The following is a 25,838-nucleotide window of genomic DNA, read 5'->3' as shown; positions in this document are numbered from 1 at the left end:
AAACAGCGATAGGATGACCTGCCCGGAGTCATTGCTGGTTTAAATCGGTGCAGGGCTGGATCAAATAATTTTTCCCTTTTCAAAATGCAGCAGTTGTGCCTGTAAATACGCCACTTCATCTACATGATGAGTCACATAAATCATGGGTAAATCTGTTTGATGAATCACAATTTTCAGAAAAGGTAAAATCTGGTTTTTCAGCTTTTGATCCAGTCCATTTAAAGGCTCATCCAAAAGTAATAGGTCGGGAGAAGATAAAAGTGCACGACCGATAGAAACGCGCTGTGCCTGTCCACCAGAAAGCTGATGCGCCCGATGCCGAAGTAGTGGCTTTAATTCGAGTAACTCCACAATGTCTTCAAACGTAAATTTCTGCTGACCTTTATTTTTTATATTTAGCTGTTCTGCATATTTCAAATTCTGCATGACATTCAGATGCGGAAACAGTAGGGCTTGCTGAAAAATCAGGGCAATTTTTCTTTGATGAACAGGAATATTCAGTTTCTGCTGATGATCAAATAATATTTTTTGCTGAAAATGAATAAAGCCTTGTGATGGTTTTAATAGCCCTACAATATTTTTTAAAAAGGTGCTTTTCCCACTTCCTGAGGCTCCCACAATACCAATCAATTGTGTCTGCATATCCAGACTGGCCTGTAGCTGGAAATTTGCGTAATTAAACTGAAAATCACACTTCAGCATCTTAAGCCTCCAATTTACGTTGATACTTCTGCATGATCCAGTAATTTGCAATCAAGGCTGAAAAAGCCAGAATCAGAGATAAAATGACCAAACGCATAGCCATACTTTCTCCATCAGGCTGTTGTAACAGGCTATAAATGGCGATGGGAATGGTACGGGTTTCTTCTGGAATATTGCCAACAAAGGTAATCGTGGCACCAAATTCTCCCAGACTGCGGCTGAAACATAAAATGCTGCCGATTAAAATTCCAGGCAAAGCCAGAGGCAGGCTAATGCTACAGAATACCCGCCATGGTGTGGCGCCCAAAGATCCTGCCACCTGTTCTAACTGCCGGTTGATCATTTGAAAAGACAAGCGAATTGGTTGAATCATTAAAGGAAATGCCACAATCATTGCTGCCAGTACCGCACCTTTCCAGTTAAATATCAGCTGAATTCCCCATTTATGTAGATATTGCCCCAGCATACCCTGATGACCAAATAGCAGGAGCAGAAGATAGCCCAGTACTACCGGCGGTAGCACCATAGGCATCTGCAATATTGCCTCTACGAGAAATTTGGCCCTGAATTCATAACGCGCCAGTAACCATGCTACGGCGATAGCAAATGGCAGACACACCGCTGTGGCAAAGCCCGCTACTTTGGCTGAAAGCGCTAAGGCACTCAGTTCTTCTGGTGTAAGCATGAGCAGTTAGCCTACCTTAAGCTTAAAACCATATTTCTGGAAAATCTGCCTGGCCCTTGGACTCGTCTGGATAAATTCAGAAAATTGGACTGCTGCCTGATTTTTCTGGCCCTGCCGGGTTAAAGCGATTGGATACACAATCGGACGATGTGTACTGGCTGGAAATACTCCTGAAATTTTAACTTTTTTACTCATCAAGGCATCAGTTCTATACACAATGCCGACCTGACATTCGCCACGTTCTACAAATGCGAGAGTTGAACGGACGCTATCTGTACCGACAATTCTGCCCCGAAGCGGATTCAACCAGCCCAACCGGGTTAAGCTTTGCTGGGCATATTTCCCGGCAGGCACCGATTCCATTTGTCCTGTACATAAATAACCCTGAAAGGCTTTAGCAAAATTAAAGTCGGCTGACATTTTAAAATGATTTTTTTTCTGAATAGGACTAATCAATACAAGTTCATTCAAGAGCAAAGGTCGAATCTGACCGATCGAAATTTTTTGTTTTTTAAGTAAATTATGCATCCATTCAAGATCTGCAGAAAAAAAGATATCACTCTCAGCTCCCGCTGCAATTTGTTTCGCCAATACCGAAGACGCAGCAAAAACCGGAACGATCTGGATGTCCTGATGCCGTTGCTCATATAGTCTGGAAATATCAGTAATCGCATTGGTCAGGCTGGCTGCGGCATATATTTTAACTGTTTCGGCATACAGCATGGGGCTAGTCAACAGCACGCCAGTGAGTAGAACTTTGAATAAATCCATCTTTCTCATTCTGCGTGGCTTGAATATTGAGAATTGTGACAGGCATTTCAAATCAGCAAACCCTGTACCACTTGCCCGGCTTGGATTTCTGTTGCTGCCGGAATACGTATCAGACAATTGGCCTGCATCAGATTACTCAACATATGCGACTGCTGTTTCGCCAGGCTCTTGAGTTTTAAAGTGCCCTGATCAAATTCTGCAGCCATTCTTAAAAAACGTTCGCGTGCATCCGCTTTCAAATCATGCGTCATTACCGCACTAAGCCATTCAGGTAGCTGCTTTTGCCCCTGTAAGGCATTCAGTAAAGTTACCGTATAGATTTGCATCCCGACATAAACGGCAGCCGGATTTCCCGGTAAACCCAAGAGATAACAGTAACCTTGATCATCTCGACGATACTTGGCAAATAACATCGGTTTTCCGGGTTTCTGCTTCACTTTCCAGAAAATCTGCTCAAAACCCTGCTCCAGGGCAACAGGACGAATGAAATCATAATCACCCACCGAAACCCCGCCTGTGGTCAATATGAAGTCGTATTGGTTTTTAAGACGATGTATTAACGTTTGCAGCTCATACTCATTATCTGAAACATGCAGAATATCTACGTTTTGACCCTGTGATTGAAACCAGGCCTGAATCAGCGGAGCATTGGCGTCAAAGATTTTTCCGGAATTCAGGTCTTCAATGCTGGAAGCCACTTCATCTCCAGTAATCACAGCAGCAATTTTAGGATAACGATAGACTAAAACCTGCTTTACGCCTGCCATACTTAAAGCTGCAATTGCACCTACATGCAGTTTTTGTCCTACATCTGCCAGACGTTGTCCTTGTGCGATTTCCTCGCCTGCATCACGTATATCCGCATGCGGTTTTAGGTCTGTTGTGATAAGGATTTGATTGGCATGGCATTCGACAATTTCCTGACGGGCGACTGTTGTAGTTCCTGCCGGAATCCTGGCACCGGTAAAAATCCGAACCGCCTGACCTGGACGCAGTTCAATTTCAGTACTTTGCCCTGCCCGAATCTCTCCAATGAGTTCAAAAGTGCTGTGAGCACTAACATTTTCTGCACTACAAAGCGCATAGCCATCTACAGCACTTTGTGAAAACAGTGGCAATGGAATGGCCGAATCAATCACTTCTGCCAGATAGCGATTCAGAGCCTGAGCAAGCGGCAGGCTTTCAGTTGCCAGGATATGCGTCTGTTCCAGTATCATCTGCAGCGCCTGATCAACAGAAATCAATCCCGGCTCAGCACCGCAGGCTGAATGCGATAGTGCCTGATTCATTGATAGCCCCCCGCATGTGGAATATTTTTTTGCACATCAAACAAATGTACCAATGCTGGAAGTACCGCGATCAGGGATTCTTTTGCACCCTGCCGACTTCCCGGCAGGGTCATTACCAGACTGTTCTCAATATAGCCAGCCACACCACGACTTAATGCTGCATAAGGGGTACGTTTTTGCCCAAAACTACGTGAAGCTTCCATCAAACCGGGAATTTCTCGTTGCAGTAAAGGTTGCAGGGTTTCGACCGTCAGGTCTTTAGGGCCTAAGCCGGTGCCCCCTACGGTTAGAATCAGTGGATACTGATTTTTCTGCTGATCAATCAGGGTTAAGAGCTGTTCTGGGCTATCGGAAATAACTTGATAACTTATAGGACCAAAACTGGCTTCTTTTAAAATTTCCAGTACGTTTTGCCCGGCAGTATCCGGCTTTTTGCCTGCTGCAACCGTATCGGACAGCACAATAACTGAAGCCGGCAGACTCTCTTTCAGTACCCGGGTAAAATGCGATTTTCCACCTTTTTTCTGCTGCAATCTGCATTGATCCAACGACAAATCTTCCGGTTCACAATGCGGTTTCAGCATGTCATACAGGGTCAGACCGGCCAGACTGACTGCGGTCAAAGCTTCCATTTCCACACCAGTGGGTCCAATGGTTTCAACGGTAGCAATAATTTCGATATGTGCATCAAACAGTTCATATTCCACATCGGCACGATAAATCGGCAATGGATGGCATAGTGGAATCAGCTCATCGGTACGTTTGGCACCGAGAATGCCGGCAATGCGTGCTGTTTTCAGGGCATCACCTTTTTCAGTATTGCCATTACGCAGCAACTCAATGCAATGTGGCGGTGCATGCAGGATTCCAGTGGCAATTGCTGTACGGTAACTTTCTGCTTTCATCCCTACATTTTTCATGATTCATCCCAGGCTAATTTTTAAAATCTGTTTTAAAGTGATTCATCTTATGCATCCTCATTGGACGCATTTAATTAGATGGTGATTGGCAAGCGTGTTCTGCTACATGGTGATGGTGACAATGCGCTTCTTCTGCATGATGAGAGTGATCCGTTTCAGGTCCATGATCTTTTCGGATACAACAGCCTTCGACATATTGACTGCTACCATCCGTATAAAATTCTTCTTTCCAGACCGGAACTTCATGCTTCACCCGTTCCACAGCTTCCTCACAGGCCGCAAAAGCCTCACGACGATGGGCGGCATAAGCCATAGCAATAATGGCTATTTCTCCAACCCCCAGCTCACCTATCCGATGTACCACCCGCACATAAGACACCTGATATTTGGTCTGGATCTGCTGTTCAATTTCACGAATCATTTTTTCAGCCACAGGCGCATAGGCAGTATATTTCAGGGCACGCACAGCTTTTCCCTGATGATGGTTACGTACTGTTCCGACAAAGATGCCGATTCCACCACATTCCGGAAAATGCTGGATACCATCAAAATCCTCCAGACTAAAAGCAGTCTGCTGGATTCGGGCAAATTGTTTTAATGACTTGAGTTGCATCTCAGCCTCCTGCTACCGGCGATAACAGCACCAGCGTACTGTCACGATTTAAAACATTCTGTCTGGAAATAATGTCTTCACCGATTGCACAGGCACAACGTTCCAGCATGGGCTGTATATCGGGATAGAGGGATAGCAACTGGTTCAGGACTTCAGAAACCTGAATTTCAGACTCGCATTGCAAATTTAAATCTGTGGGAATTTGTCGTTCAATCGCACCGAAGGCTTCTATTTTGATATGAATTAATTTTTGCTGAGTGAGTGACATATTTATCCTCCAATGCTGTGCATGCTGATTTTTCGGATCGGCTTTTGTATTGGTGATTGCTGGATCGCATGGAAACCGGCTTCTTTATGCCAGATATAAGCGTGAAGCTTGTGCTGGAATGTCTGTGTGGCGAAATGATCCAGCGCCAGTTGTTCGATATCTGCCTTAAGGTTCAGGCCTTGTCTGGCAAATAAACAGTTATAAAATTCGCCTTGGGCATTGAGGCGTAGACGATCACAATCACCGCAAAATGAATGGGTAATGGTGGAAATAATCCCCAAAGGCTGCCCATTGACCAAATAGCCGCGGGCTGGATTGGCGCCTTGTCCTTGAGATACCTGGACATCAAATTCAGTTTTCAGTTGATCCAGGATATCCTGCTCACTGATGACATCAGACGGATTCCATTTCTGATCGCCATCGAGGGGCATAAACTCAATAAAACGCAGTTCTATAGCCTGATGCTGTGCCCATTTCACCAAAGGAATAATCTGATTGTCATTGATGCCTTTGATGAGCACACTATTGATCTTGACGGTCAAACCTGCCTGCTGTGCGGCAGAAATACCTTGAAGTACAGGCTGTAACTGTTTTTGGGTCAGTTGCTGAAACTGCTTTGGATCAAGACTGTCTAGACTGATATTCAGATCGTCCAGTCCTGCCTGTTTAAGCGCTTGAGCATAATCTTTTAAATAATGGCCATTACTGGTCATGGAAATACGTTTCAGGCCAATTGCTTTCAGTGTCTGTAAGCAGGCAATAAAATGAACAATACCCTGACGCATCAACGGTTCGCCCCCCGTCACGCGGATCTGCTCAATCCCTTGTCGCACCATAAACTCGCAAAAAGCATACAGGGCTTCAAAACTGAGCAAATCTTTTTTATTTATCCATTGCGGATGTTCAGGCATGCAATAGCTGCATTTAAAATTACAGCGGTCAGTCACTGAGATCCGCAACTTACGTTTCTGGCGTCCAAACTGATCCTGAAAGATACTGCGAGGTGCTAAAGCTGTCATGCTGTTCATTGCTGCGGTCCATGATGAGATCTGCACGGTTATTTAACAGTCTTGAGTTACTGCCCTATTTCTTCATAATGAATGAGCAAAAAGTGTTCCAACTTTGCACAAATTTATGTTTAATGAATATTAATGGGTAATATTTGTTCTTTTTTAGTCCAAAAGTTCGCTCGAAAAATAAAAAAAGCAATATTTTGGTGAACCAGAATATGATAATTCGACTTTTAGCATTTTAAACGCTAGAGAAAGTTAAGCTGTTGATGCTGCTGTAGCTCGTCAAATGAATTAATACTGTGAAAAAACAGGGCACGATTTTTAAAGCTTGCCCGCTGCATGTGCATGTCAACAAAACAGAGTTTTAAACTGTGCTGATCATTTTCAAGATGTTGTATAAGCGTGGGTAAGCTGCTGCGTTTCATCAGACAGAATGGAAACAATGCCTTTTCATTGATTTCAACTACCGCCACTTCACATAAGGGATGTCGTTGCAAGGCCTGATGTAAACGTGAAATGACCTTTTTGGGGATATAGGTCACATCACAAGGCACGAACAGCACATAATCAGATTCCACATGTGACCAGGCACTCTTCATGCCCATCAATGGTCCCTGAAAGCCGGGTTCATCGTCCTGATAAAAATCAATCGAAGGAATCATCCGTTTATAAATAGAGTGATCCCGATGGCTATTGACCCAGACTTTGCTTGCCCGGGACTTCAGTTGCTGATGGATTTTAATCAGCTGGATTTCATCATCAAATTTGTGCAGCAATTTATTGATGCCATTCATGCGCCGCGCTAAACCTCCGGCCAGAATCACCACGTCGGTTTCCGGATAAGACACCGTCTTCATCACTCTTCTTTTCATTCTATGCACTCCGTCTGGCAGGCTTTAATCAGGCCTCTAATTTCTGGCAAACACGAACCGCAATTTCCTCCGGCTTTTAGACATGCAGTCACCTGTTTTTCATGCGTGATATTTTTATCTTTAATGGTTTGAATAATTCGGTTCTTGCCGACCTTAAAACAGCTACAGACCAATGCTCCTTCACTATTTCCCATCGACATGGCCTGACCTGCCAGCAATGCTTTACGATGTAATGCACTCAGACGTTCACGTCTAAACAGGCCAGCCACCCAGTCACGATCTGGCAATAATGCCGCCGGTGCGATATAAAAACTGGCAATTAACTGGCCATCCTGAAGAACCACACTATGACTGATATGCGCCGTTTGATCTTCGAGATTCAGCCATTCAAAGCTTTCATCATTAAAGTCTAAGAGACTCTTGATCTGCCCGGTGATGTCAGAAAACCTGCGCCGGTCTGCCAGTTCATAACGGATGGCCTGAGTGGTTTGAATTTTGCTCCACCACACCATATTTTCAATCATGGTCTGGATCTGTTGTTCAAAGCCTTCCCGTACATACAGCACGCCCTGCCACTGAGTATAAAATGGCTGGATCATCACCGGAGTATGCTTAAACTCTGGCTCGCCGGAAATCGGGTCAACCACCGGATTCACCACTTTGCCAATCCGCGCATCGGACGCAAACTGGTCGTTCCAGTGAATCGGTGCAAAAATCTGGCCACGTCGCATATTTTGTGAAAATTGCACACGGAGTACACAACTTCCCCAAGCTGATTTCACCTCGACCAGCTCGGCATCTTTCAGGCCATATTTTAGCGCATCGTGCGGATGCAGCTCACAATAAGGCTCGGCACGATGCTGGGATAAACTGGCAGATAATCCGGTACGGCTCATGGTGTGCCATTGATCGCGAATGCGTCCGGTATTCAAGATCAGAGGATATTCAGCAGAAATAGCATGTACCGGATCGGCTGCAACTGTTGGCACCAATCTGGCTTTGCCATCTGCATGGCTAAACTGGCCTTGACTAAATAGTTGACTCACCTGATGGTCTTCTTGTTTATCCCAGACCGGCCACTGGGCTGGTGTCAGATTCTGATATTCCGCAAAACCGAGATGAGTTAAACCTTGCAGGTTGAAATAGCGGAAATTGGGTGTATCTTCACGTTGCGAAAGCGAACTATTCTGATAGGCAGATAAACGGGCATGTTCCAGAAAAATGTCATGGCTATTGCTAAAGTTGAAACCGCGAAAACCTAAAGCTTGAGCTACCCGAGAAATGGCCCACCAGTCTGCTTTGGCTTCACCCGGAGCCGTCAAAAAAGCCTTTTGCCGGGAAATACGGCGCTCCGAATTGGTGACTGTGCCATCTTTTTCGCCCCAACCCAATGCCGGTAACAGTACATCGGCATATTGCGTGGTATCGGTGTCGAGACAAATATCGGAAACGACCACAAATTCACACTTTTCCAGAGCGCGTTTAACCTGATCTGCATCGGGCAAACTCACGATCGGATTGGTGGCTATAATCCAGATGGCTTTGATTTTCCCGCTTTCCACCGCTTGAAATAAATCTACCGCTTTTAATCCGGGCTGCCGCGCGATGACCGGGCTTTGCCAGAAATCCTGCACCAGTTGCTGATGCTGCGGGTTATCCAGATCCAGATGACTGGCCAGCATATTAGCCAGCCCCCCGACTTCCCGTCCGCCCATCGCATTCGGCTGACCGGTCATAGAAAAAGGTGCCGAACCGGGTTTGCCTATTTTTCCTGTCAATAAATGACAGTTGATAATGCTATTGGCCTTGTCTACCCCTTGAGAGGATTGGTTTACGCCCATGGAAAACAGGCTCATAATTTTATCAGTCTGGGCAAATTTCTGAAAAAATAAGGTTAATTTTTCAATAGTAATCCCGGTTCGTTGAACCACGCTTTCAATCGATGACTCTGTCGAGCTGCTGGCAAGCGCCTGCTCCAGACCTTGAGTATGTTGGGTAACAAAATCCAGATCGGCATGACCATTTTGCTGAAGATAATGCAACAAACCATTAAACAGCGCGACATCCTGACCCGGTAAAATCGGCAAGTGTAAGTCTGCCGCTTCACAGGTTGCAGTAAAGCGCGGGTCAATCACCACCACAAATAAATCCCGCTCTTCTTTGGCTTTCATGATGCGCTGATAAAGCACCGGATGGCACCAGGCGGTATTGGAACCCACCAAGACCACCATTTCTGTCTGCTCAAAATCTGTGTAGCTGGCCGGTACCAAGTCTTCGCCGAAAGCCCGTTTATGTGCCGCCACAGCAGAAGACATACACAGTCTTGAATTGGTATCAATATTGGCAGTACCCAGATAGCCTTTTACAAACTTGTTCACCACATAATAGTCTTCAGTCAAAAGCTGGCCGGAGACATAAAAGGCGATGCTGTCACGTCCATACTGATCAATACATTGCTGAAATTTATTGGCAATACTTGAAATGGCATGATCCCAAGTGCTTATTTGCCGCTGCTCTTTTCGACCTGTCATCGGATGCAGAAGCCGGGTTTTTAAGCCAAGTGTATCGGCAAGATGACTGCCTTTAATACACAACTTGCCCAAGTTCGCAGGATGCTGAACATCGCCTTCAATCTGAACCTTTTCACCCATCGAGGTTTGGCTTACGTGCGCGATGACACCACAGCCTACTCCACAATAAGGACAGGTCGTCTGAGTGGTTTTTATTTGGGATTCAGTAGAGCTATGTAGTTCCATAACCGGAATACTATTCATTGCTGCTGCGCTCCTTAATCATCCAAATTCACTTGTTTCACCAAATCTCTGATATCTAGCTTTTACAGGTTTGATTTAAATTTTTTCTATGTCTCAAAAGTTTTAATCCTCACCAACCCTCCTTTAATAAAAGAGAGAGGTTCCCCTCTTGTTTAAAGAGGGGTTGGGAGATTGATCCGATTACCCTGCCTTTTTTAATGCAAAATCCCGACCAAAAAGCAGTTTGCTGCGGATATTACTAATCGGTGTCTGATCTGCAATCAGTTCTGCATACCAAGCTCCATCTTCGGTATCGCCAAATAGCACCGCACCAATGACCTTGTCCTGCTGGATAATGATCCGTTTATAGATTTGACGTTTTTCATCATTCAGCACGATATCTTCAAAATCATCCTGAGGTTCAAAATTTCCGGCTGAGAAGACATCACATCCGCTAACCTTGAGTTGGGTCGGAACAGTCGGTGCCTTAAAGGTCAGTCGGCCATGTTCAGCCAGATGCGTCGCGCAGATAAAGGCCTGTCCCCATAATGGCTCAACCAGTCCAAAGGTCTGGCCACGATGCTCAATGCATTCACCCACTGCATAAATACTCGGGTCATAGGTTTGCATGGTGTCATTCACCAGCACCCCACGATTGCAGCGCAGACCAGCCTGTTCAGCCAGGGTTTTATTTGGTCGAATCCCGACGGCAAAGACCACCAAATCGGCATCCAGCACTGTCCCGTCTTTTAAACGCAGTTGAGTCACGTGACCATCCATACCGAGCAGCTCTTCGGTATTGGCTTCGGTGATGATCCGGATACCTTTATCTTCTATTGATTTTTTCAGCATTTGACTGGCTTTCATATCCAGTTGACGATCCATAATACGGTCCATCAGATGCAGCACAGTTACATTCATCCCCTGCTGCTTCAGTCCATAAGCTGCTTCTAGACCCAGCAACCCACCTCCAATCACGACGGCATTTTGCTTGGTTTTGCAGTAATCCAGCATGTGGTTAACATCCTGAATATCCCGGAAGCTAATCACGCCTTCAAGTTCAGCACCTGAAATTGGTGGTATAAAGGGTTTGGAACCAGTAGCGAGGATCAGACGATCATAAGCAACGATTTCACCTTTTTCGGTATGAACCTGCTTACGTGAACGGTCGATAGAGCTGGCAGCATCTCCAGCGATGAATCGAATGCCTTTTTCGGCATACCAGTCGGCTGAATGCAGCATAATTTCTGCAAAGCTTTTCTCACCAGACAATACCGGTGACAACATGATCCGGTTGTAATTGCCCCATGGCTCTTCCCCAATCACGGTAATGTCATAACGATCTGGCGCCATATCCAGCAAGTCTTCCAGACAGCGCATGCCCGCCAGCCCATTTCCGACCAGTACCAGTTTTAAACGCTCTGTGTTCTGACCATTACTGGAAATATAGGTCTTTTGTGGAGTCGGACTCACCAGAACTTTGCCATTTTCAATTCGGGTTGGAAATACCAGTAATTTCTGGTCTTGCTCTTCCAGACAACGGCCGGTCACCAGACTGAAATGCTGCTTATAAATTGGGGATGCGACTACACGCTCACCTTGCAGATCACCCAGAATGCCACGTGCCATGACATTGGCCAGACTAAATGGATCTTGATTGCTGAGTGCATACACCCGCTGTTCCTGACCCACGCGAAAAATTGCAATCTGCTGATCTTCAATCAGGGCTGCCACACCGGTATTCGGAGTGATCTCATCCAGATTGCAGACTTCGTACCAGTTCAGTTCGTTCATGTCTTTTAAAATTGTCATTTTCATTCTCCCTGACTGTGGTATTTAGGCTTCAACCACTGGAATACGGTTTAAATCACGTTCAGCTTCTGTCTTTGGACGAATCTGGCCACGTACAGGTGCAAACTGAATATGCGGGTCATTCTGCTCGGCTGCTTTGGCATTAATAAAAGTCTTAAAGCGTTTGCGTACTTCAGGATCTTCAATCGCGGTGCGCCATTCATCCTGATAAGTGCCAATCACATGCTGCATACGGTTTTCCAGTTCAGCAGCAATGCCTAGTGAATCATGCACAATGACATCTTTCAGATAGTCCAGACCGCCTTCCATATTGTCACGCCATACGCTGGTGCGCTGCAGACGGTCCGCCGTCTGGATATAGAACATAAAGAAGCGGTCGATATATTTGATTAGGGTGGAAGTATCCAGATCCGAAGCGAGCAGTTCAGCATGGCGCGGTTTCATGCCGCCATTGCCGCATACATATAGATTCCAGCCTTTTTCGGTGGCAATGACACCGACATCCTTGCTCTGTGCTTCTGCACATTCACGGGTACAGCCGGATACTGCCATTTTGGTTTTATGTGGTGAACGCAGGCCTTTATAACGATTCTCCAGGAAAATCGCCAAGCCGACAGAATCATCGACTCCAAAACGGCACCAGGTACTGCCCACACAAGATTTCACCGTACGTAAGGATTTGCCGTAGGCATGTCCGGACTCGAAACCGGCATTAATCAGTTTTTCCCAGATTTCAGGCAGTTGGTGTACCTGCGCCCCAAACATGTCAATTCGTTGTCCGCCGGTGATTTTGGTATATAGACCATAATCTTTGGCGATCTGACCGATGGTAATCAGACCATCCGGGGTAATTTCGCCACCTGCCACACGTGGCACAATCGAATAGGAACCATCTTTCTGAATATTGCCGAGGTAGTAGTCGTTGCTATCCTGCAAACCGGCATGACTTGGTTTTAAAACAAAATCATTCCAGCAGGATGCCAGAATATTGGCTACAGTCGGTTTGCAGATATCACAGCCCATGCCGTGCCCATGTTGCTGAATCAGATCAGAGAATGTCTTGATTTCATGCACTCGTACCAGGTGATACAGTTCCTGACGTGAATAGGCAAAGTGTTCGCACAGGTGATTGTTCACCGTGACACCCTGACGCTGTAATTCAGATTTGAGAACCTGCGTTACCAGTGGTGCACAGCCACCGCACGCCGTTGCAGCCTGCGTGCATTTTTTCAGTGCACCCAATGAAGTTGCACCGCCATCAATGGCTGAACAGATATCCGCTTTGGAAACGTTATTACATGAACAGATGGTCGCACTGTCAGGCAATAAATCGACACCACTGCCACCTGATTTGGAAGTTGACTGATCAAAGCCCGGCATGATCAGGCTTTCCGGTTGCTCCGGTACCGCCAGACCATTCAGCATCATTTGCAGGAGATCGCTATATTCTTTGGCACAGCCCACCAGCACCGCGCCCAGCAGCCTGGTCTTATCTGCTGACACCACGATTTTTTTATAAACCTGCGCGGCTTCATCAGCATAGAAATAGCTCAAAGCACCTGGGGACATGGCATGTGCATCACCAATAGAAGCAACATCCACGCCCATCAGTTTGAGCTTGGTACTCATGTCCGCACCAGCGAATGCATGACTTTCTTGGCCTAGGACATGTTTTGCCGCGATCCGCGCCATGTCATAGCCTGGTGCAACCAGACCATAAATTTTATTGTCCCAAAGTGCACATTCACCAATGGCATAAATGTCCGGATGTGAGGTCTGGCAATAATCATTAATGATGATGCCGCCACGCTCACCAATCAGTAAACCACTTTGGCGTGCCAGTTCATCACGCGGACGAATGCCGGCCGAGAACAGGATGATATCGGTTTCAAGCACCGAACCATCTCCGAACTTCATTACATGCTGAGTGCTGTCACCATCTTCAATACTTGACGTGGCCTTTTGAGTATGTACCTTGACACCAAGGTCTTCAATTTTAGAGCGCAGTACCCGGCCGCCCAGATCATCAATCTGCACCGCCATCAGACGCGGAGCAAATTCTACGACATGGGTTTCCAGATTCAGATCTCGCAGGGCTTTCGCTGCTTCCAGCCCTAGCAAGCCGCCGCCAATCACTACGCCAGTTTTGGCATTCAGACTGGCTGCACGAATGGCATCCAGATCTTCAATGGTACGATAAACAAAGCAATTCTGACGGTCATTGCCCGGGATTGGTGGCACAAAGGCATAAGAACCGGTAGCGAGAATCAACTTGTCAAAACTCAGCACATCACCCTGGCTGGTGGTGACGGTTTTATGGAGCTGATCAATTTCAACCGCTTTAGTATTAAGTCGCAAATCAATGCCATAAGCATCGGCAAAATCACTACGACACAGACTCAGATCCTTGACCGACTTGCCGCTGAAATATTCGGTCAAATGTACCCGGTCATAAGCTAAATGTGGCTCTTCTGCCAAAATGGTCAGCTCAATGTCATCACCGGCCTGTTCCAGTACAGATTCGATGAATTTATGCCCCACCATGCCATGCCCAATCATGAGAATTTTCATATCTGCACTCCAACTATTGTTTTTTTAAAGATGATAAAAAGCCGCATATCACGTCTAGGCATTGATATGTCTGCTGATTGAATATGTTGTAAATACCGCAACCCAGCGCTTTGTAATGCTGGAGGAAGGGTTGAAACGCTTGTGCGTTTTGTATTGCTGAACAACTGACCATGTCATTTATCCTGTGCTGAACGAAATACCAATCACACTCCTTGAAAGTGCAATTACGATCAGAACGGACATCGTTGGCCGTTGTTAGTATTGAAAGTCATCTTTGACGATTTAATAAATGCAGAAATCGTGCCAACTTTTTTAATAGAAAAATGCCTTGTTTCAGGCAGATGATCTACCTAAATGCTTCATTTTGATCAGCTATCAGCTGAAATCCCTAAAGCTGTGCACTAAATTGAACAGAAAAACGAAATTTTATGCACCAATTTAATGGCATGTTTTTTGCTTTAATCCTGCTTGAATATTCCTTAGGCCTTACTTGAAAATATTCCATGTCCAAATTACGAATTGCTCTTATTGATGATGATCTGGAGCGTGCCCAATTCATCCAGGAATCCCTGCTTTTACATGATTTTCAGGTGGTGGCCTGCTTAATCCTGAATGACCTGAATATGGTACATGTCAAAGGCATTCATGCAGATGTGATCCTGTTGAATATGGATCATCCGCATCGGGATATTATTGAAAGTTGTGTCAGCCAATATGAACTCCCGACCGTGCTGTTTACCCAGAACTCCAATAAAGACACCATCAAGAGTGCGATTGATGCCGGAATCACGGCCTATATTGTCGATGGTATTGATCCCACCAAACTAGAGAGCATTCTGGAAATTTCAATTGAACAGTTTCGCAAGCATAAAAAGCTGCTGAATGATTTAAAAGAAACTCAGGACAAGCTGATTGACCGTAAAGATATCGATAAAGCCAAAGCGCTGCTCATCCAGCTGCATGCCTTAACGGAAGAACAAGCCTTTGCTTTATTGCGTAAAAATGCCATGAGTCACCGGATTACCATTGGTGAAATGGCCAGACGCTTACTGGATGCACAGAAGCTGTTACTGGGCCAATAAGGAAAAGCATATGTCCACATTAGAAAAAACTGAACTCAATATTGGCTATATTCCTTTACTTGATTGTGTTGCCATTCTCTGGGCTGAAAAACAGGGTTATTTTGCCGAGCAAGGATTAACCATCAATTTAATCCGCGAAGCCTCATGGTCAAGTTTGCGTGACCGTCTGGCCTATGGCTTTCTGGATGCTGCACATTGTCTGTCCGCCATGTTGCCCGCTGCTGCCCTGGGCACAGACCAGTTACAGGTGGCTTTGCAAACCCCTCTAGTACTGAGCGTGAATCAGGCTTTTATTAGCCTGCGCCAAGATCTGTGCTATGAACTCGGCATCCAGCCTGAGGATGATGAACAAAGCACCTCAAAGAAACTGGTACAGGCTTTACAACAGAATCATCCCATCAATCTGGCCTATGTGTATAAATATTCGATTCACCATTACTGCTTAAAAGAATGGCTGGCACTGACTGATCCACAACTGGCCAAGAATATCCAGCTGATGACGTCTCCACCGCCTTCCATGGTAAAAGGAATCGCGGAACAGGTATTCGATGGCTTTTGCGTGGGAGAACCCTGGAATATTCAGGCCAAACTTGAAGGCTATAGTTTTATCGTCGCGGCAAGCCAGAATGTCATTCCAAAAGTTGCCGATAAAGTCTTGGCCATGACCCAGGAATGGGCAGAACAGCATCCATTTACTGTAGAGGCAGTGGTCAAGGCAGTACAAAAAGCGCAGGATGATTTAAAGCAGCGCAGTGATTTATCAGAAGTATGGGACATGTTAGTCGATTATCAGATTATTCAGTTTGAATGTTCCGCCCAGCGGCATGTCTATGACTTTTACAAGATCAAGAATATTATCCGGAATTTTGTTGGGAAAAGTGCCCAACCGAAAGTCGATGATTTTATCTGGCTCCTGCAGCAGATGCAGAAATGGGAAGATATTGAAATGACCGTAGCCGAGAAAAAACAGATTGCAGAACAGTGCATCTATAGTTTGCAAAGCCAGCATGCAGACATTATTGGCTAAATGATGTTACTGAAAAAAGAGGCCTGATTTTTCAGGTCTTTTTCATTGAGTCTATTTTCCAAAAAATGATTAAAAAATCTCTGCATTCTGATCTAACTTCTTGAATATGATTAAGAGTTGTCTGCTAATTTTTGCTATAAAAATAAGTCCTTTTTAAAGTCATTTCAGGATTTGGGATGAAATGGCATCCATTTTGCTTATTTAGTATTACGTTTTATAAAATTTGTAATATTGAGGGGCAACACTATGAGTTACGTTGCACGTGAACTCAGTCAAAGAAATAAATTGCTGTTTGGCTTGGGGTCTTTTTTAATACCAATTTTAATTTGGTGTGCAGTCAGCTACTTGCCATTTATCTGGCATCCACAAGTCCAGATTACTGATTCAGGTAGTGTTGCCTATTTACAGGTCGAAAGTCGTATTGATAAAGACCAGTTTTTTTCTGCTGCTCAGTCTGCGGTAGATCAGGGTCTGGCTCCGCCGCAGGGTATTCTGGTCAACCCGATTTATCTGCCTGCACCACATGAAGTTGCGATTGCACTGGTCACGGCCTTTACCACGGAGCCTGCTCAGGCCAATGCACCCTGGTTTCATGAAAGTCTGTGGCACAGTATCAAGCTGGTCTTTACTGCGTTCTTTATTTCTTCCTTGGTCGGTATTCCACTCGGTATTTTATGCGGGTTTTCAAATAAAATTTCCCAGCTAACCGAACCCTTTGTCGAATTCTTCCGCTATTTACCTGCTCCGGCCTTTGGTGCACTGGCAGTGGCAATTCTCGGAATTAATGATGCACCCAAAATTGCCATTATTGTGATAGGAACCCTGTTCCAGCAAATCCTGATTATTGCCAATACCACACGTCTGGTCGATCGCAGCCTGATTGAAGCCGGTTTTACCTTGGGCACCAATAAATTCAAAAGCCTGCTGCATGTGGTGATTCCTGCCGCCCTGCCTGAAATTTACCGCAATCTGCGTGTGCTGCTCGGCTGGGCATGGACTTACCTGATCGTAGCAGAACTAATCGGCAGTACCTCCGGGATTACCTGGTTCATTACCCAGCAAGCCCGTTATCAGAACTTTGATAATGTCTTTGCCGCGATCCTGATTATCGGGGTGATTGGTCTGCTGTGTGATGTGATTTTAATGAAACTGGGACAACGCTTATTTAAATGGAAACCGGGAGCTAACTGATGAAAAACACTGAATTTAATACCCGCGAATACTTTGACAAGATTTATAGCCGTCCAGTGATTCTGGAAGCAAAGCAATTGACGCAAAAATTCAGTCATGGCAAAACCGAGCGTACGGTTTTAAATGCACTCAATTTGAAAATTCATAAGCGTGAATTTATCTGTGTGATTGGGCCTTCCGGTTGCGGCAAGTCAACCTTTAGCCGTGTCGTCGCCGGTCTGGATCCTTATAGCAGTGGTGAGATTCTGGTGGATGGCCAGCCAATTACCGGCCCAAGTCCGGAGCGTGGCATGGTGTTTCAGGGCTATACCCTGTTTCCATGGAAAACCGTCAAGGAAAATGTCATGTTTGGTCCGCGCATGAAAGGCCAAAGTAGTGCAGCGGCAGAAGCACAGGCACGTGAATGGATCAATATCATTGGTCTGGAAAAGTATGAAAACCAGTATCCGCATGAGTTGTCTGGCGGGATGAAACAGCGTGTCGCGATTGCCCGAGCTTTGGTCAATGAACCGAAAATCCTGTTGATGGATGAACCTTTTGGGGCACTTGATCCACATACGCGGCAAAAAATGCAGCGTCACCTGATGGACCTATGGCAAAACATTGATATTACCATTATTTTTGTCACCCACGATATGGATGAAGCCATTTTACTGGCCAACCGGATTGTGGCACTGAAAGCCAATCCGGGTGAAATCAAGGAAATTATTGAAGTCGATTTACCTCGCCCACGTCATCCTGATGTGATGCTTAGCCCTGAATTTAAACAGTTAAGACAACGGGTCGATTATCTGGTGCATGCTGAAGAAGATGAACTGGATCCGGCACTGGCAGAACTGCCGGTTATTCCACGAATGACCAAAGTCAGCAGCAATAAATAATCTTATTCAAAATGCCTTTGGGACGACCCGAAGGTTTTAATCGCTGTGTTGGACGACCAACATTAGAGGTGATTGCCATGCAAGCGCAATATGTACTCCCCCTTGTTGATATTTCTAAACTGCAAAGTCCGGATTTAGCCGATCGTATTGAAGTTGCTCATGCTCTGGATCAGGCCTGTAAAGAAGTCGGATTTCTCTATCTGCAAGGTAGCCAGTTTAATTTTGACTACGCCAACGCCTTGATTGAAATGGCCCAGTCCTATTTTTCTCAGGATCTGGACACCAAAATGCAGCACTATATTGGCAAATCAAAAAACCATAGTGGCTATGTGCCGATTGGCGAAGAACAGTTTGCCGGTAACAGTTATGACTTAAAAGAAGCCTATGACGTCAATTATGATTATCAGGGGGTAAGAAAAGACTGTCCTTTACTTGGGCCCACCTTATGGCCAGACCATCGGGATTTCAAGTCTATTGTCAGCCAATACTATAGCCATCTGCGTGAGATCAGCCAGCAGATTTTTTCTGCCTTTGCACTGGCGTTGGGCGTTCGTGAGGATTTTTTTGAAAGCAAAATTACTGATGCACCAAGTCAGCTACGTTTGATTCATTATCCCTATAATCCGGAAGTGCAAGATGCCGAAGGTATTGGCGCACATACCGATTATGAATGCTTTACCCTGCTGTTACCCACCGCGCCCGGCTTACAGGTTTTAAATAAAACCGGCGAATGGATCGACATTCCTCTGATTGAAAATACCCTGGTGATGAATATCGGTGACATGATGGAAATTCTGTCGAATGGTAAATATCTCGCCACCAAGCACCGCGTGAAAAAGGTCTCGGAAGAACGTTATTCATTCCCGCTGTTTTGCGCCTGCAATTATGACACCGTGATTGAACCGGTTATTCACACTGAAAATTCCAAATATTCTGCCCTGATCGGGGGCGAGCATCTATTTAATCAGACCGCCCAGACCTTTCAATATTTAAAACATCGCGTTGCTAGCGGTGAACTGGTCTTAAAAAATGCTGTACCACTTTCCTCTTTTGGACTTGAAGAACAGGCGGAGACAGCATCATGAATCTGTTTGAAGTAATTAAAACTTTAAAGCCCACTACCCCTCAGCCAGAGATTATTCCGGGCTTTTTATATGGGGCATTTCGGCGTAAAAGCATCAGTTTTTATAATGGCCTAACTGATGAAAATACCATTGTGTACTGGTTTCAGTCGCACAGTTTTACCATTGATCTTCGTCTAAAAAGCCAGACGGGAACTGCTGTTCAGGAACGCCAAGGCTGGATTGGCAATACGTTTTGGGATAACGCTAGCCAACTCTTGTCCTGGGACGTGAAAGACTACGCCAATTACCAGAATCATGTGCAATGGCCGGAACCAGCCAGGTTGCATGCGATTGGCAACTGCATTCTGGAATTTTCTCCAAGTAATGTGTATGTCGAAGACTGGCGCCAGCAGGTACAGCACGGTTTATTTTTAGGGCTGCGGCTTCAGTCTGCGCTTGATGTTCAATCTGGTCAGGAACTGGAAATGGATGGTGGCCTGATCATTTGTGCTGATCATATTGCCTATGCCCTGACGCGTTTGCCTGAAGTGCAAAGTGCAGTAGCTCAAATGGATTTGAAAGCTGTCGATCCGACCGTGTTTGCCTTGGTGGAAAGTTTTGAAGTTTCTATCGGGACTGATAGTCAAGCTAAAACTTACAGCACCCGCAGCAGTGAGACAGGCAAACTCTTTAACCTGGAAAATTTTGAAGTTCTCAATGGAAGCAGTCTGGTTCAGCATGTCATTTTAGATGGTCGCGACATTGACCTGATTTTTGAGCTGGATATATACCAGCCAGATTACCAATTTCAATATACAACCCCCACGACTACACAAGCTGAAATCTGGCTGAAGTCAGAACAGGATCACCTGATGCAACATGCAGAACGGGTGTTATAGGGAGAAATATGTCTTTTTTATATCTGTCGATTGCCATTATTGCAGAAGTCATTGCCACTTCTGCATTGAAAGCTTCCAATGGTTTTAGCGTGCTCTGGCCTTCACTTGCCACCATTGCCGGTTATGCCGTTGCCCTGTTTTTCCTGTCACTGACCATGAAAACTATTCCGATGGGCATTGCCTATGCAATCTGGTCTGGTGCCGGCATTATCCTGATTTCAACGGTTGGCCTCTTGGTGTTTAAACAGCAACTGGATCTTCCCGCGCTGATCGGTCTGGCGTTTATGATCATTGGCATTATTTTTATCAATGTCTTTTCCAAAAGTACGCAGCTTTAATTTTTTGATATTAGCGTTCTTTCATCAGTCATTTTTAATTATTAAGAAGTAAATTGCCTCTCCTTGTAGGAGACTTGCGGAGCATGCTCCTCAGGGAGGGGCTCTTTCTAATAAATACCCTCATCCTCATGCGAAGCTATGCCTCTCATCCCAGAAGGAGAAGGAGCTTTTCAATATCCCTTCAATCATTTTTTGATTTATAAAAAATATCTACTCATTTAACAATAAGAAATCCCCAGACCGGGGATTTCTTATGTAAGAGATTAGGCTTTATTGCAGCTCTTGCACCAGCGTTGGAACAATCACGCCATCTACGTTCATTTCAGTCGTATAAATGCCGTTGGCCACATTGAACTTGTTCACATGATAGCTGGAACCATAGATCGAGTCGAAACCATCACCTTTGGTAAAGACTTTCTTGTTGGCGGCCAGATCAAGTAAATGCGTACCATCAATGAACTGCATATAGGTTTTCGCATCGACACCAACACGTTTGGCCATGATCTGTGCGGCATCTTCACGAGTCGCCGGGTCATTGATGTATTTGACGGTTTTATCCCAAACCTGAATCACCTTTTTCCATTGCTCTTTATTGGCTTCCAGATGGGCTGGATTCACGGTCAAGGTATCGTAAATTAATCCCGGCTTGTCTTTAGAGGTGAAAATAATCTTGGAACCGGCCACCGCGGATAAAGCCTGATTCGCCACTGGCTGCCATACCGCAATCGCATCAATATCGGGAGTGGCAAACACCTGTGGCAATTCATTGGTCATGGTATTGACCAGTTTAACTTCATTCAGTTTAACCTTGGCATCATCCAGTGCAGTGGACAGTAACAAGTGATCAACGAGGCCTTTTTCAGTCGCGATTGTTTTACCGCGCAGATCCTGAATCGAATTAATGCCATTCTTGGCAATAATCACGTCATTTCCAGCTGAATAATCAGTCGCCATGATCATCACACCCTTGGTACCGCCAGAGCCAGTGACCAGATTATCACCATTGGTGACCATGACTGCATCCAGCTGGTTGGCAGCAAAAGCTGACAGTGAGGCTGAATAATCAAACCATTCGAAATTGGCATTTACCCCTGCTTCTTTTAGCCAGCCTTTTTCAATCGCCACCTGCCAGGCCACAAATCCCGGCCAGTCACTATAACCAATCCGGATGGGCTGAGTATTTACACTCCCTTCTGCCTTGGCATTTGGTTCAGGTACTTTAGCGGTATTGTCACAACCGCTAAAAAGGATTGCAGACAGTACGGAAACGGACATCAGTGCTTTTTTGATCATTTTGCGACTTCCCCTATGCATTCACATTTAAATTTGGTATTTGAAAGTTGTTGAGATTTCATAAATTCGCGCCAGCCACCGAAATGACTGATATCTGTTGCATCTTCAAGTGCATAGCCTTCACAGATAAAGCCTTTCACCCAAGTACCATCAATCAGCTGAACATTGCCGATCCCCAAAGGTGCCGGAACTTCTGCAACAATGTCCCCGAACAGTGCACGCGGAATGTCCCAGACCTCTACTTCAATTGAAAAGCCTTTCGCGTTGTATTGCAGGCCAGGTTTTGGCGGTGTCGTATTTTTTAAAGCATAGAGTTTGTAATGCGAAGCAGTCCGGGTCTGCTTGATCAGGGTGCCACTGCGTGTGGTCAGCTGAAAATTCAGTGGCATACCGGTCAGATGTGCTCCGACGACAGCCAGTTTGAGGCTGTGCCCCGATGAGATTTCAGTTGTTTTTTCATAGCTAAGTTCAGATGTGCCTAGCTTTAATTGGCTCGCTTGCTGCCATTTTTGCCCGAATTTGGCCAGTGCTTCATCCATCCAGGCTGGCGCAATAAAGGTCACGCCCGTTGGCAGACCATCGGCACGAATGCTATTTGGTAGCGCCAAAGCTGTCAGATCGGCAAAATTGACAAAATTGGTATAAGCGCCCATGTGGCTGTTTTTGACCAGAGGATCCGCTTCTACTTCTGCAATGCGATAAATTGTGGGTGCAGTAGGCACCATCAAGGCATCAAATGGTTCAAGTGCCACATTAATTTTTCTGGCCAATTGAGCACGTTCATATTCATCCTGCATGGCATCGACCGCACTGAACCGGTCTGCCTGCGCAATAATCTGGCCAATTACCGGATGGGTCTGCTCACGTTGCACCATTTTTTCCACGGCACTGGTACGTTCAGCCACCCAAGAGCGATTGTAAAGTGCAGTCGCCAGTTGTTGAAATGGAGCAAAATCAATCGGCTCAACCGTATAACCCAAGCTTTGTACACGTGCGATCGCCAGATTAAACGCTTTTTCAGTTTCAGCATCGCCATAAAATTCCAGTGTATCCGGAATGACAATTTTCCCTTTTGAAAATTGGCTCGGTACATTTTGAGGATGCATTCTGGAATACTCATCGCTGGCATCATAGCCTTGCATGACTTGCACCACCTGCCAGGCATCATCCACCGTTAAGGCAAAAATCGAAATCACATCGATGGTGCGGCAAGCCGGAATCAGGCCTGTAGTCGAGAACCAGCCTTTGGTCGGTTTGAGTCCGACAATGTTATTGTGGCCTGCCGGTACACGTCCTGAACCTGCAGTATCTGTACCCAGTGAAAATGGCACTAATCCATTGGCTACCACCACGCTGGAACCCGAACTCGAACCGCCACTGATATATTCAGGATTAAAGCTGTTCTTCACGGCGCCGTATGGGGAGCGCACCCCAACCAGACCTGTCGCAAACTGATCCAGATTGGTTTTACCCACGACAATCGCGCCGGCAGCTTTTAATTTGGCTACTGCGGTTGCATCGGAAGTTGCCAGATAAGCTACCTCTTTACATGCTGCTGTGGTATAGAACCCTGCAACATCAATATTGTCCTTGACTGCAAATGGCACCCCATAAAGTGGCAAGCTTGCACTATCTGCACCAGTCAATGCATCAATTTGTGCCTGTAATTGTGCTGCTGTTGCAATTGAAATCCAGGCATGATCGTCATTATTCAATCCGGCAACATACTCAATCAGGTCACTAAGCTGGATATTGTTATTCTGGTAGGCGTGTTGCCAGTCCTGTACAGTCCATAAGTTGTGCACAGCTGTTCTCCTTAAGTGTGTTCGGTATTTTGTGGAATGGGTGGCATGACGGCATCCATCAGTTCGAGATGCCCTTTAATCACGCCTTTCAGTGCAATAAATTGTTCGCTTATTTCTTTTAAATCACTGCTCGCGCCCTGCATCAGCATGACTTGCAGAATTTTTTCATCATCCAGCTGGATATGAAGCGAATTGATCACTTGTGCCAGATACTGCTGCTGCAGATCGACCAGCTGACTGCGCAGCGGTTTCAAGCTGACGTCATAGAGCAAGGTAAGCGTGCCAACCATGACTTCATCGCGAATCACCAGATCATCAATCAGGTGGCGGTTAATCATATCGACAATGGCCTGCGAGCGGCTTTCATAGTGCTGCTCGACAATTTTTTGATCCATTGCATGTAGCGTGGTTTCTGGCACGGTAATACTGATCCGTGCCAATTTTTGTTTAGGCACGATGTTGATCCTTGGGTTGATATTGGGAAGACTGTTTAATGTGAAAGCCTGCGCGTACGCTAAGAAGCTCAACCAGAAAGTGAAGCCATGGATGCATTTTTTTATTTGATGTCAGATTGTTCATGTGCATCTCCTAGGGATATTACAAAACCAAAATTTCGTATTACTTAGGAAAATGCAGAAAACGTGCCAATTTTTAGTTATTTGGATAAGGTGAATAAACTTACATAAAAGGGCAAAAAAAAGCCCCATAACAGTGAGATGGGGCTTGTTCTAAAGCAAAAGTAAGTTTTGTATTTCACCGATTTATTCCATTTTGATTGCTCATGTCCTTGCTATTCTTTTTATACATGAATGGTTAACCGATGTTTGTGCTTATGAGTGATCAAGTGTATTGCTCTCCTCTATTTATGTTGTATATAAATAAATGCATTAAGCGTGCCACAATATAAAATAGAATAGATTCAAGAATAATTCTTTTAAAATTATATACATAAATATATTATCCAGAATAAGGATGATTTAATTTTATTAAGTGCGGATAAAAAATAACCCATTTTGCACCATTGGGGTTCGAGGGTGCATCAAAGTGTGGCTGAAAGATGATTTAGCAATGGCAAGCACTTCCAGAAAATTTTTTCACATCTTTTTATAAATGGTATCCCTGCGGTCTACATCTAAAACCAAAACTACAATTTTTGAATCGATGACTTGATAGACCAAACGGTAGCCTGCCGATCTAAGTTTCACTTTATATAAATCAACAGAGCCACTGAGTTTGTTTTTCGGGATTTTGGGGTTATCTAATATTGTTTCGAGCTTACGAATGAACTGTTCTGCGATTTGCGGATTCAGCTTATCAAACTTTTTAAGCGCGGTTTTTGTGAACTCGAGCTCGTAGGTCATCTAGGCTTACCTTTACAGTGTCTTCTGTTTGCGCTTCTTCGGCTAGTATCAATAGTTCTTTGTCTTCAATCAGATCCATCAGGCGTTCATACATATCCGCAGGTACGCAATAGAATGCTGGATTATTACGATTAAGGATGGCAACTGCTTCACCAAAGCCGTTATTGACCACTTCCATTGGGTTCTTTTTTAGGTCTGATACGCTTGCGACAAAGCGTGAATGGATAATATTGTTCATCTTGGCGATGTCCTAGACATGTAAACAATAGTCAAATGATAACCAATTTAGAGATCTTTTAAAAGGTCTCCAAATCGGTCTATTTCTTAACGATGTAAAATATTTTCAATGTGATTATTTAACATTTCTATACTCTCTATTACTTTATCTAGTAGAAAGTCTAAAGCCTTCCCATAGCCACTACTTACAGATGATGGGTCAAATCCTAACCTTCTTAGAAGCTCTAATGCCTCTCCAACAGATTCGTGTGCTTCCGCATTTCTTAGATCATTATTTATAAAAAGTGGTGCCATTTTAAAATTAGGGCGTGTCCTCATTTGGCTTTACACCAAATAAATATGCAAGCAATGTAAATCATAGACTGGTAATTTCGTGCAAGCTTATCAAATC

Annotated in this window: 26 protein-coding genes; 7 read left to right on the top strand and 19 right to left on the bottom strand. The window is 45.0% G+C overall.

Going from position 1 to position 25,838, the window contains the following annotated elements; translation table 11 throughout:
• Positions 1-60: 60 nt before the first annotated feature.
• The 12 genes from NI469_RS04500 to nirB all read right to left on the bottom strand — a co-directional run bounded on the left by NI469_RS04500 (position 61) and on the right by nirB (position 14,269).
• Positions 61-702, bottom strand: a complete 642-nt coding sequence (locus NI469_RS04500) for an ATP-binding cassette domain-containing protein (protein ID WP_253173397.1) — start codon at positions 700-702, stop codon at positions 61-63.
• A 1-nt stretch (position 703) separates the two neighbouring features.
• Entirely contained in the window at positions 704-1,387 is a 684-nt protein-coding gene (modB, locus tag NI469_RS04495; protein WP_253174503.1) for a molybdate ABC transporter permease subunit, read from the bottom strand.
• Positions 1,388-1,393: 6 nt separating this feature from the next.
• Positions 1,394-2,158: a molybdate ABC transporter substrate-binding protein gene (modA, locus tag NI469_RS04490; RefSeq protein WP_253173399.1), complete on the bottom strand. Its 765-nt coding sequence runs from the start codon at positions 2,156-2,158 to the stop codon at positions 1,394-1,396.
• 47 nt (positions 2,159-2,205) lie between these two features.
• Positions 2,206-3,447, bottom strand: a complete 1,242-nt coding sequence (locus tag NI469_RS04485) for a molybdopterin molybdotransferase MoeA (RefSeq protein ID WP_253174502.1) — start codon at positions 3,445-3,447, stop codon at positions 2,206-2,208.
• Complete coding sequence (gene moaCB, locus NI469_RS04480) at positions 3,444-4,367, bottom strand: bifunctional molybdenum cofactor biosynthesis protein MoaC/MoaB (protein WP_247143721.1); 924 nt, start codon at positions 4,365-4,367, stop codon at positions 3,444-3,446. Before moaCB ends, NI469_RS04485 begins: the two co-directional genes overlap by 4 nt.
• 70 nt (positions 4,368-4,437) lie before the next feature.
• Entirely contained in the window at positions 4,438-4,980 is a 543-nt protein-coding gene (locus tag NI469_RS04475) for a molybdenum cofactor biosynthesis protein MoaE (protein ID WP_005266362.1), read from the bottom strand.
• 1 nt (position 4,981) lies between these two features.
• On the bottom strand, positions 4,982-5,248 hold the full coding sequence (locus NI469_RS04470) for a MoaD/ThiS family protein (RefSeq protein WP_005266361.1): 267 nt from the start codon (positions 5,246-5,248) through the stop codon (positions 4,982-4,984).
• Positions 5,249-5,250: 2 nt separating this feature from the next.
• The gene (gene moaA, locus NI469_RS04465; RefSeq protein WP_253174501.1) at positions 5,251-6,276 is read right to left on the bottom strand and encodes a GTP 3',8-cyclase MoaA; all 1,026 of its coding nucleotides are present in this window, start codon (positions 6,274-6,276) and stop codon (positions 5,251-5,253) included.
• A gap of 230 nt (positions 6,277-6,506) precedes the next feature.
• Positions 6,507-7,133 (bottom strand): NTP transferase domain-containing protein, encoded by a 627-nt coding sequence (locus NI469_RS04460; protein ID WP_253174500.1) that lies wholly within the window; start codon positions 7,131-7,133, stop codon positions 6,507-6,509.
• Positions 7,130-9,907, bottom strand: coding sequence for a nitrate reductase (locus tag NI469_RS04455; protein WP_253174499.1), 2,778 nt, complete (start codon positions 9,905-9,907; stop codon positions 7,130-7,132). Before NI469_RS04455 ends, NI469_RS04460 begins: the two co-directional genes overlap by 4 nt.
• Positions 9,908-10,087: 180 nt before the next feature.
• Entirely contained in the window at positions 10,088-11,698 is a 1,611-nt protein-coding gene (gene nirD / locus NI469_RS04450) for a nitrite reductase small subunit NirD (RefSeq protein WP_253174498.1), read from the bottom strand.
• A 24-nt stretch (positions 11,699-11,722) separates the two neighbouring features.
• Positions 11,723-14,269, bottom strand: a complete 2,547-nt coding sequence (nirB, locus tag NI469_RS04445; protein WP_253174497.1) for a nitrite reductase large subunit NirB — start codon at positions 14,267-14,269, stop codon at positions 11,723-11,725.
• A gap of 503 nt (positions 14,270-14,772) precedes the next feature.
• Between nirB and NI469_RS04440 the strand changes: the two genes are divergently transcribed.
• The 7 genes from NI469_RS04440 to NI469_RS04410 all read left to right on the top strand — a co-directional run bounded on the left by NI469_RS04440 (position 14,773) and on the right by NI469_RS04410 (position 20,751).
• On the top strand, positions 14,773-15,351 hold the full coding sequence (locus NI469_RS04440; protein ID WP_070154220.1) for an ANTAR domain-containing response regulator: 579 nt from the start codon (positions 14,773-14,775) through the stop codon (positions 15,349-15,351).
• 10 nt (positions 15,352-15,361) lie between these two features.
• On the top strand, positions 15,362-16,378 hold the full coding sequence (locus NI469_RS04435; protein WP_180190999.1) for a CmpA/NrtA family ABC transporter substrate-binding protein: 1,017 nt from the start codon (positions 15,362-15,364) through the stop codon (positions 16,376-16,378).
• A 246-nt stretch (positions 16,379-16,624) separates the two neighbouring features.
• Positions 16,625-17,569, top strand: coding sequence for an ABC transporter permease (locus NI469_RS04430; RefSeq protein ID WP_224216661.1), 945 nt, complete (start codon positions 16,625-16,627; stop codon positions 17,567-17,569).
• A complete protein-coding gene (locus NI469_RS04425) occupies positions 17,569-18,450 on the top strand; it encodes an ABC transporter ATP-binding protein (protein ID WP_253174496.1) in 882 nt (293 codons plus the stop codon). The genes NI469_RS04430 and NI469_RS04425 overlap by 1 nt, the downstream gene beginning before the upstream one ends.
• 77 nt (positions 18,451-18,527) lie before the next feature.
• Positions 18,528-19,535 (top strand): isopenicillin N synthase family dioxygenase, encoded by a 1,008-nt coding sequence (locus tag NI469_RS04420; RefSeq protein WP_253174530.1) that lies wholly within the window; start codon positions 18,528-18,530, stop codon positions 19,533-19,535.
• Positions 19,532-20,413: a hypothetical protein gene (locus NI469_RS04415; RefSeq protein ID WP_253174495.1), complete on the top strand. Its 882-nt coding sequence runs from the start codon at positions 19,532-19,534 to the stop codon at positions 20,411-20,413. Before NI469_RS04420 ends, NI469_RS04415 begins: the two co-directional genes overlap by 4 nt.
• An 8-nt stretch (positions 20,414-20,421) precedes the next feature.
• Positions 20,422-20,751, top strand: coding sequence for a DMT family transporter (locus tag NI469_RS04410; RefSeq protein WP_004280373.1), 330 nt, complete (start codon positions 20,422-20,424; stop codon positions 20,749-20,751).
• 270 nt (positions 20,752-21,021) lie between these two features.
• On the opposite strand, the gene NI469_RS04405 is transcribed toward NI469_RS04410, so the two are convergent.
• From NI469_RS04405 to NI469_RS04380, 7 genes are all read right to left on the bottom strand, one after another.
• Positions 21,022-22,044 carry an ABC transporter substrate-binding protein gene (locus tag NI469_RS04405; RefSeq protein ID WP_253174494.1) on the bottom strand — a complete coding sequence of 341 codons (1,023 nt, stop codon included), beginning with the start codon at positions 22,042-22,044 and terminating at the stop codon, positions 21,022-21,024.
• A complete protein-coding gene (atzF, locus tag NI469_RS04400) occupies positions 22,041-23,849 on the bottom strand; it encodes an allophanate hydrolase (RefSeq protein ID WP_253174493.1) in 1,809 nt (602 codons plus the stop codon). The genes NI469_RS04405 and atzF overlap by 4 nt, the downstream gene beginning before the upstream one ends.
• An 11-nt stretch (positions 23,850-23,860) precedes the next feature.
• On the bottom strand, positions 23,861-24,304 hold the full coding sequence (locus NI469_RS04395; protein WP_004280384.1) for a CopG family ribbon-helix-helix protein: 444 nt from the start codon (positions 24,302-24,304) through the stop codon (positions 23,861-23,863).
• On the bottom strand, positions 24,297-24,428 hold the full coding sequence (locus NI469_RS15835) for a hypothetical protein (RefSeq protein WP_276528689.1): 132 nt from the start codon (positions 24,426-24,428) through the stop codon (positions 24,297-24,299). Before NI469_RS15835 ends, NI469_RS04395 begins: the two co-directional genes overlap by 8 nt.
• A 515-nt stretch (positions 24,429-24,943) precedes the next feature.
• Entirely contained in the window at positions 24,944-25,210 is a 267-nt protein-coding gene (locus tag NI469_RS04390) for a type II toxin-antitoxin system RelE family toxin (RefSeq protein WP_243474320.1), read from the bottom strand.
• Positions 25,173-25,448, bottom strand: coding sequence for a type II toxin-antitoxin system Phd/YefM family antitoxin (locus NI469_RS04385; RefSeq protein WP_253174492.1), 276 nt, complete (start codon positions 25,446-25,448; stop codon positions 25,173-25,175). The genes NI469_RS04390 and NI469_RS04385 overlap by 38 nt, the downstream gene beginning before the upstream one ends.
• A gap of 86 nt (positions 25,449-25,534) precedes the next feature.
• Complete coding sequence (locus NI469_RS04380) at positions 25,535-25,765, bottom strand: hypothetical protein (RefSeq protein WP_253174491.1); 231 nt, start codon at positions 25,763-25,765, stop codon at positions 25,535-25,537.
• Positions 25,766-25,838: the final 73 nt, after the last annotated feature.

Source organism: Acinetobacter lwoffii (assembly GCF_024129735.1).
Taxonomy (GTDB): Bacteria; Pseudomonadota; Gammaproteobacteria; order Pseudomonadales; family Moraxellaceae; genus Acinetobacter; species Acinetobacter lwoffii_H.
The sequence above is the reverse complement of the archived record's forward strand: the minus strand, read 5'-3'. Positions and strand labels throughout refer to the sequence as shown.

What these genes read in the sequence shown, in the direction of transcription:
- NI469_RS04385 (WP_253174492.1), bottom strand. Translation starts at nt 25,448, where the DNA reads ATGAACAATATTATCCATTCACGCTTTGTCGCAAGCGTATCAGACCTA.
- nirD (WP_253174498.1), bottom strand. Translation starts at nt 11,698, where the DNA reads ATGACAATTTTAAAAGACATGAACGAACTGAACTGGTACGAAGTCTGC.
- NI469_RS04500 (WP_253173397.1), bottom strand. Translation starts at nt 702, where the DNA reads ATGCTGAAGTGTGATTTTCAGTTTAATTACGCAAATTTCCAGCTACAG.
- NI469_RS04410 (WP_004280373.1), top strand. Translation starts at nt 20,422, where the DNA reads ATGTCTTTTTTATATCTGTCGATTGCCATTATTGCAGAAGTCATTGCC.
- modB (WP_253174503.1), bottom strand. Translation starts at nt 1,387, where the DNA reads ATGCTTACACCAGAAGAACTGAGTGCCTTAGCGCTTTCAGCCAAAGTA.
- NI469_RS04470 (WP_005266361.1), bottom strand. Translation starts at nt 5,248, where the DNA reads ATGTCACTCACTCAGCAAAAATTAATTCATATCAAAATAGAAGCCTTC.
- NI469_RS04475 (WP_005266362.1), bottom strand. Translation starts at nt 4,980, where the DNA reads ATGCAACTCAAGTCATTAAAACAATTTGCCCGAATCCAGCAGACTGCT.
- NI469_RS04455 (WP_253174499.1), bottom strand. Translation starts at nt 9,907, where the DNA reads ATGAATAGTATTCCGGTTATGGAACTACATAGCTCTACTGAATCCCAA.
- modA (WP_253173399.1), bottom strand. Translation starts at nt 2,158, where the DNA reads ATGGATTTATTCAAAGTTCTACTCACTGGCGTGCTGTTGACTAGCCCC.
- moaCB (WP_247143721.1), bottom strand. Translation starts at nt 4,367, where the DNA reads ATGAAAAATGTAGGGATGAAAGCAGAAAGTTACCGTACAGCAATTGCC.
- nirB (WP_253174497.1), bottom strand. Translation starts at nt 14,269, where the DNA reads ATGAAAATTCTCATGATTGGGCATGGCATGGTGGGGCATAAATTCATC.
- NI469_RS04485 (WP_253174502.1), bottom strand. Translation starts at nt 3,447, where the DNA reads ATGAATCAGGCACTATCGCATTCAGCCTGCGGTGCTGAGCCGGGATTG.
- NI469_RS04460 (WP_253174500.1), bottom strand. Translation starts at nt 7,133, where the DNA reads ATGAAAAGAAGAGTGATGAAGACGGTGTCTTATCCGGAAACCGACGTG.
- NI469_RS04415 (WP_253174495.1), top strand. Translation starts at nt 19,532, where the DNA reads ATGAATCTGTTTGAAGTAATTAAAACTTTAAAGCCCACTACCCCTCAG.
- NI469_RS04425 (WP_253174496.1), top strand. Translation starts at nt 17,569, where the DNA reads ATGAAAAACACTGAATTTAATACCCGCGAATACTTTGACAAGATTTAT.
- NI469_RS04440 (WP_070154220.1), top strand. Translation starts at nt 14,773, where the DNA reads ATGTCCAAATTACGAATTGCTCTTATTGATGATGATCTGGAGCGTGCC.
- NI469_RS15835 (WP_276528689.1), bottom strand. Translation starts at nt 24,428, where the DNA reads ATGAACAATCTGACATCAAATAAAAAAATGCATCCATGGCTTCACTTT.
- NI469_RS04380 (WP_253174491.1), bottom strand. Translation starts at nt 25,765, where the DNA reads ATGAGGACACGCCCTAATTTTAAAATGGCACCACTTTTTATAAATAAT.
- NI469_RS04405 (WP_253174494.1), bottom strand. Translation starts at nt 22,044, where the DNA reads ATGATCAAAAAAGCACTGATGTCCGTTTCCGTACTGTCTGCAATCCTT.
- NI469_RS04390 (WP_243474320.1), bottom strand. Translation starts at nt 25,210, where the DNA reads ATGACCTACGAGCTCGAGTTCACAAAAACCGCGCTTAAAAAGTTTGAT.
- NI469_RS04430 (WP_224216661.1), top strand. Translation starts at nt 16,625, where the DNA reads ATGAGTTACGTTGCACGTGAACTCAGTCAAAGAAATAAATTGCTGTTT.
- moaA (WP_253174501.1), bottom strand. Translation starts at nt 6,276, where the DNA reads ATGAACAGCATGACAGCTTTAGCACCTCGCAGTATCTTTCAGGATCAG.
- NI469_RS04420 (WP_253174530.1), top strand. Translation starts at nt 18,528, where the DNA reads ATGCAAGCGCAATATGTACTCCCCCTTGTTGATATTTCTAAACTGCAA.
- NI469_RS04435 (WP_180190999.1), top strand. Translation starts at nt 15,362, where the DNA reads ATGTCCACATTAGAAAAAACTGAACTCAATATTGGCTATATTCCTTTA.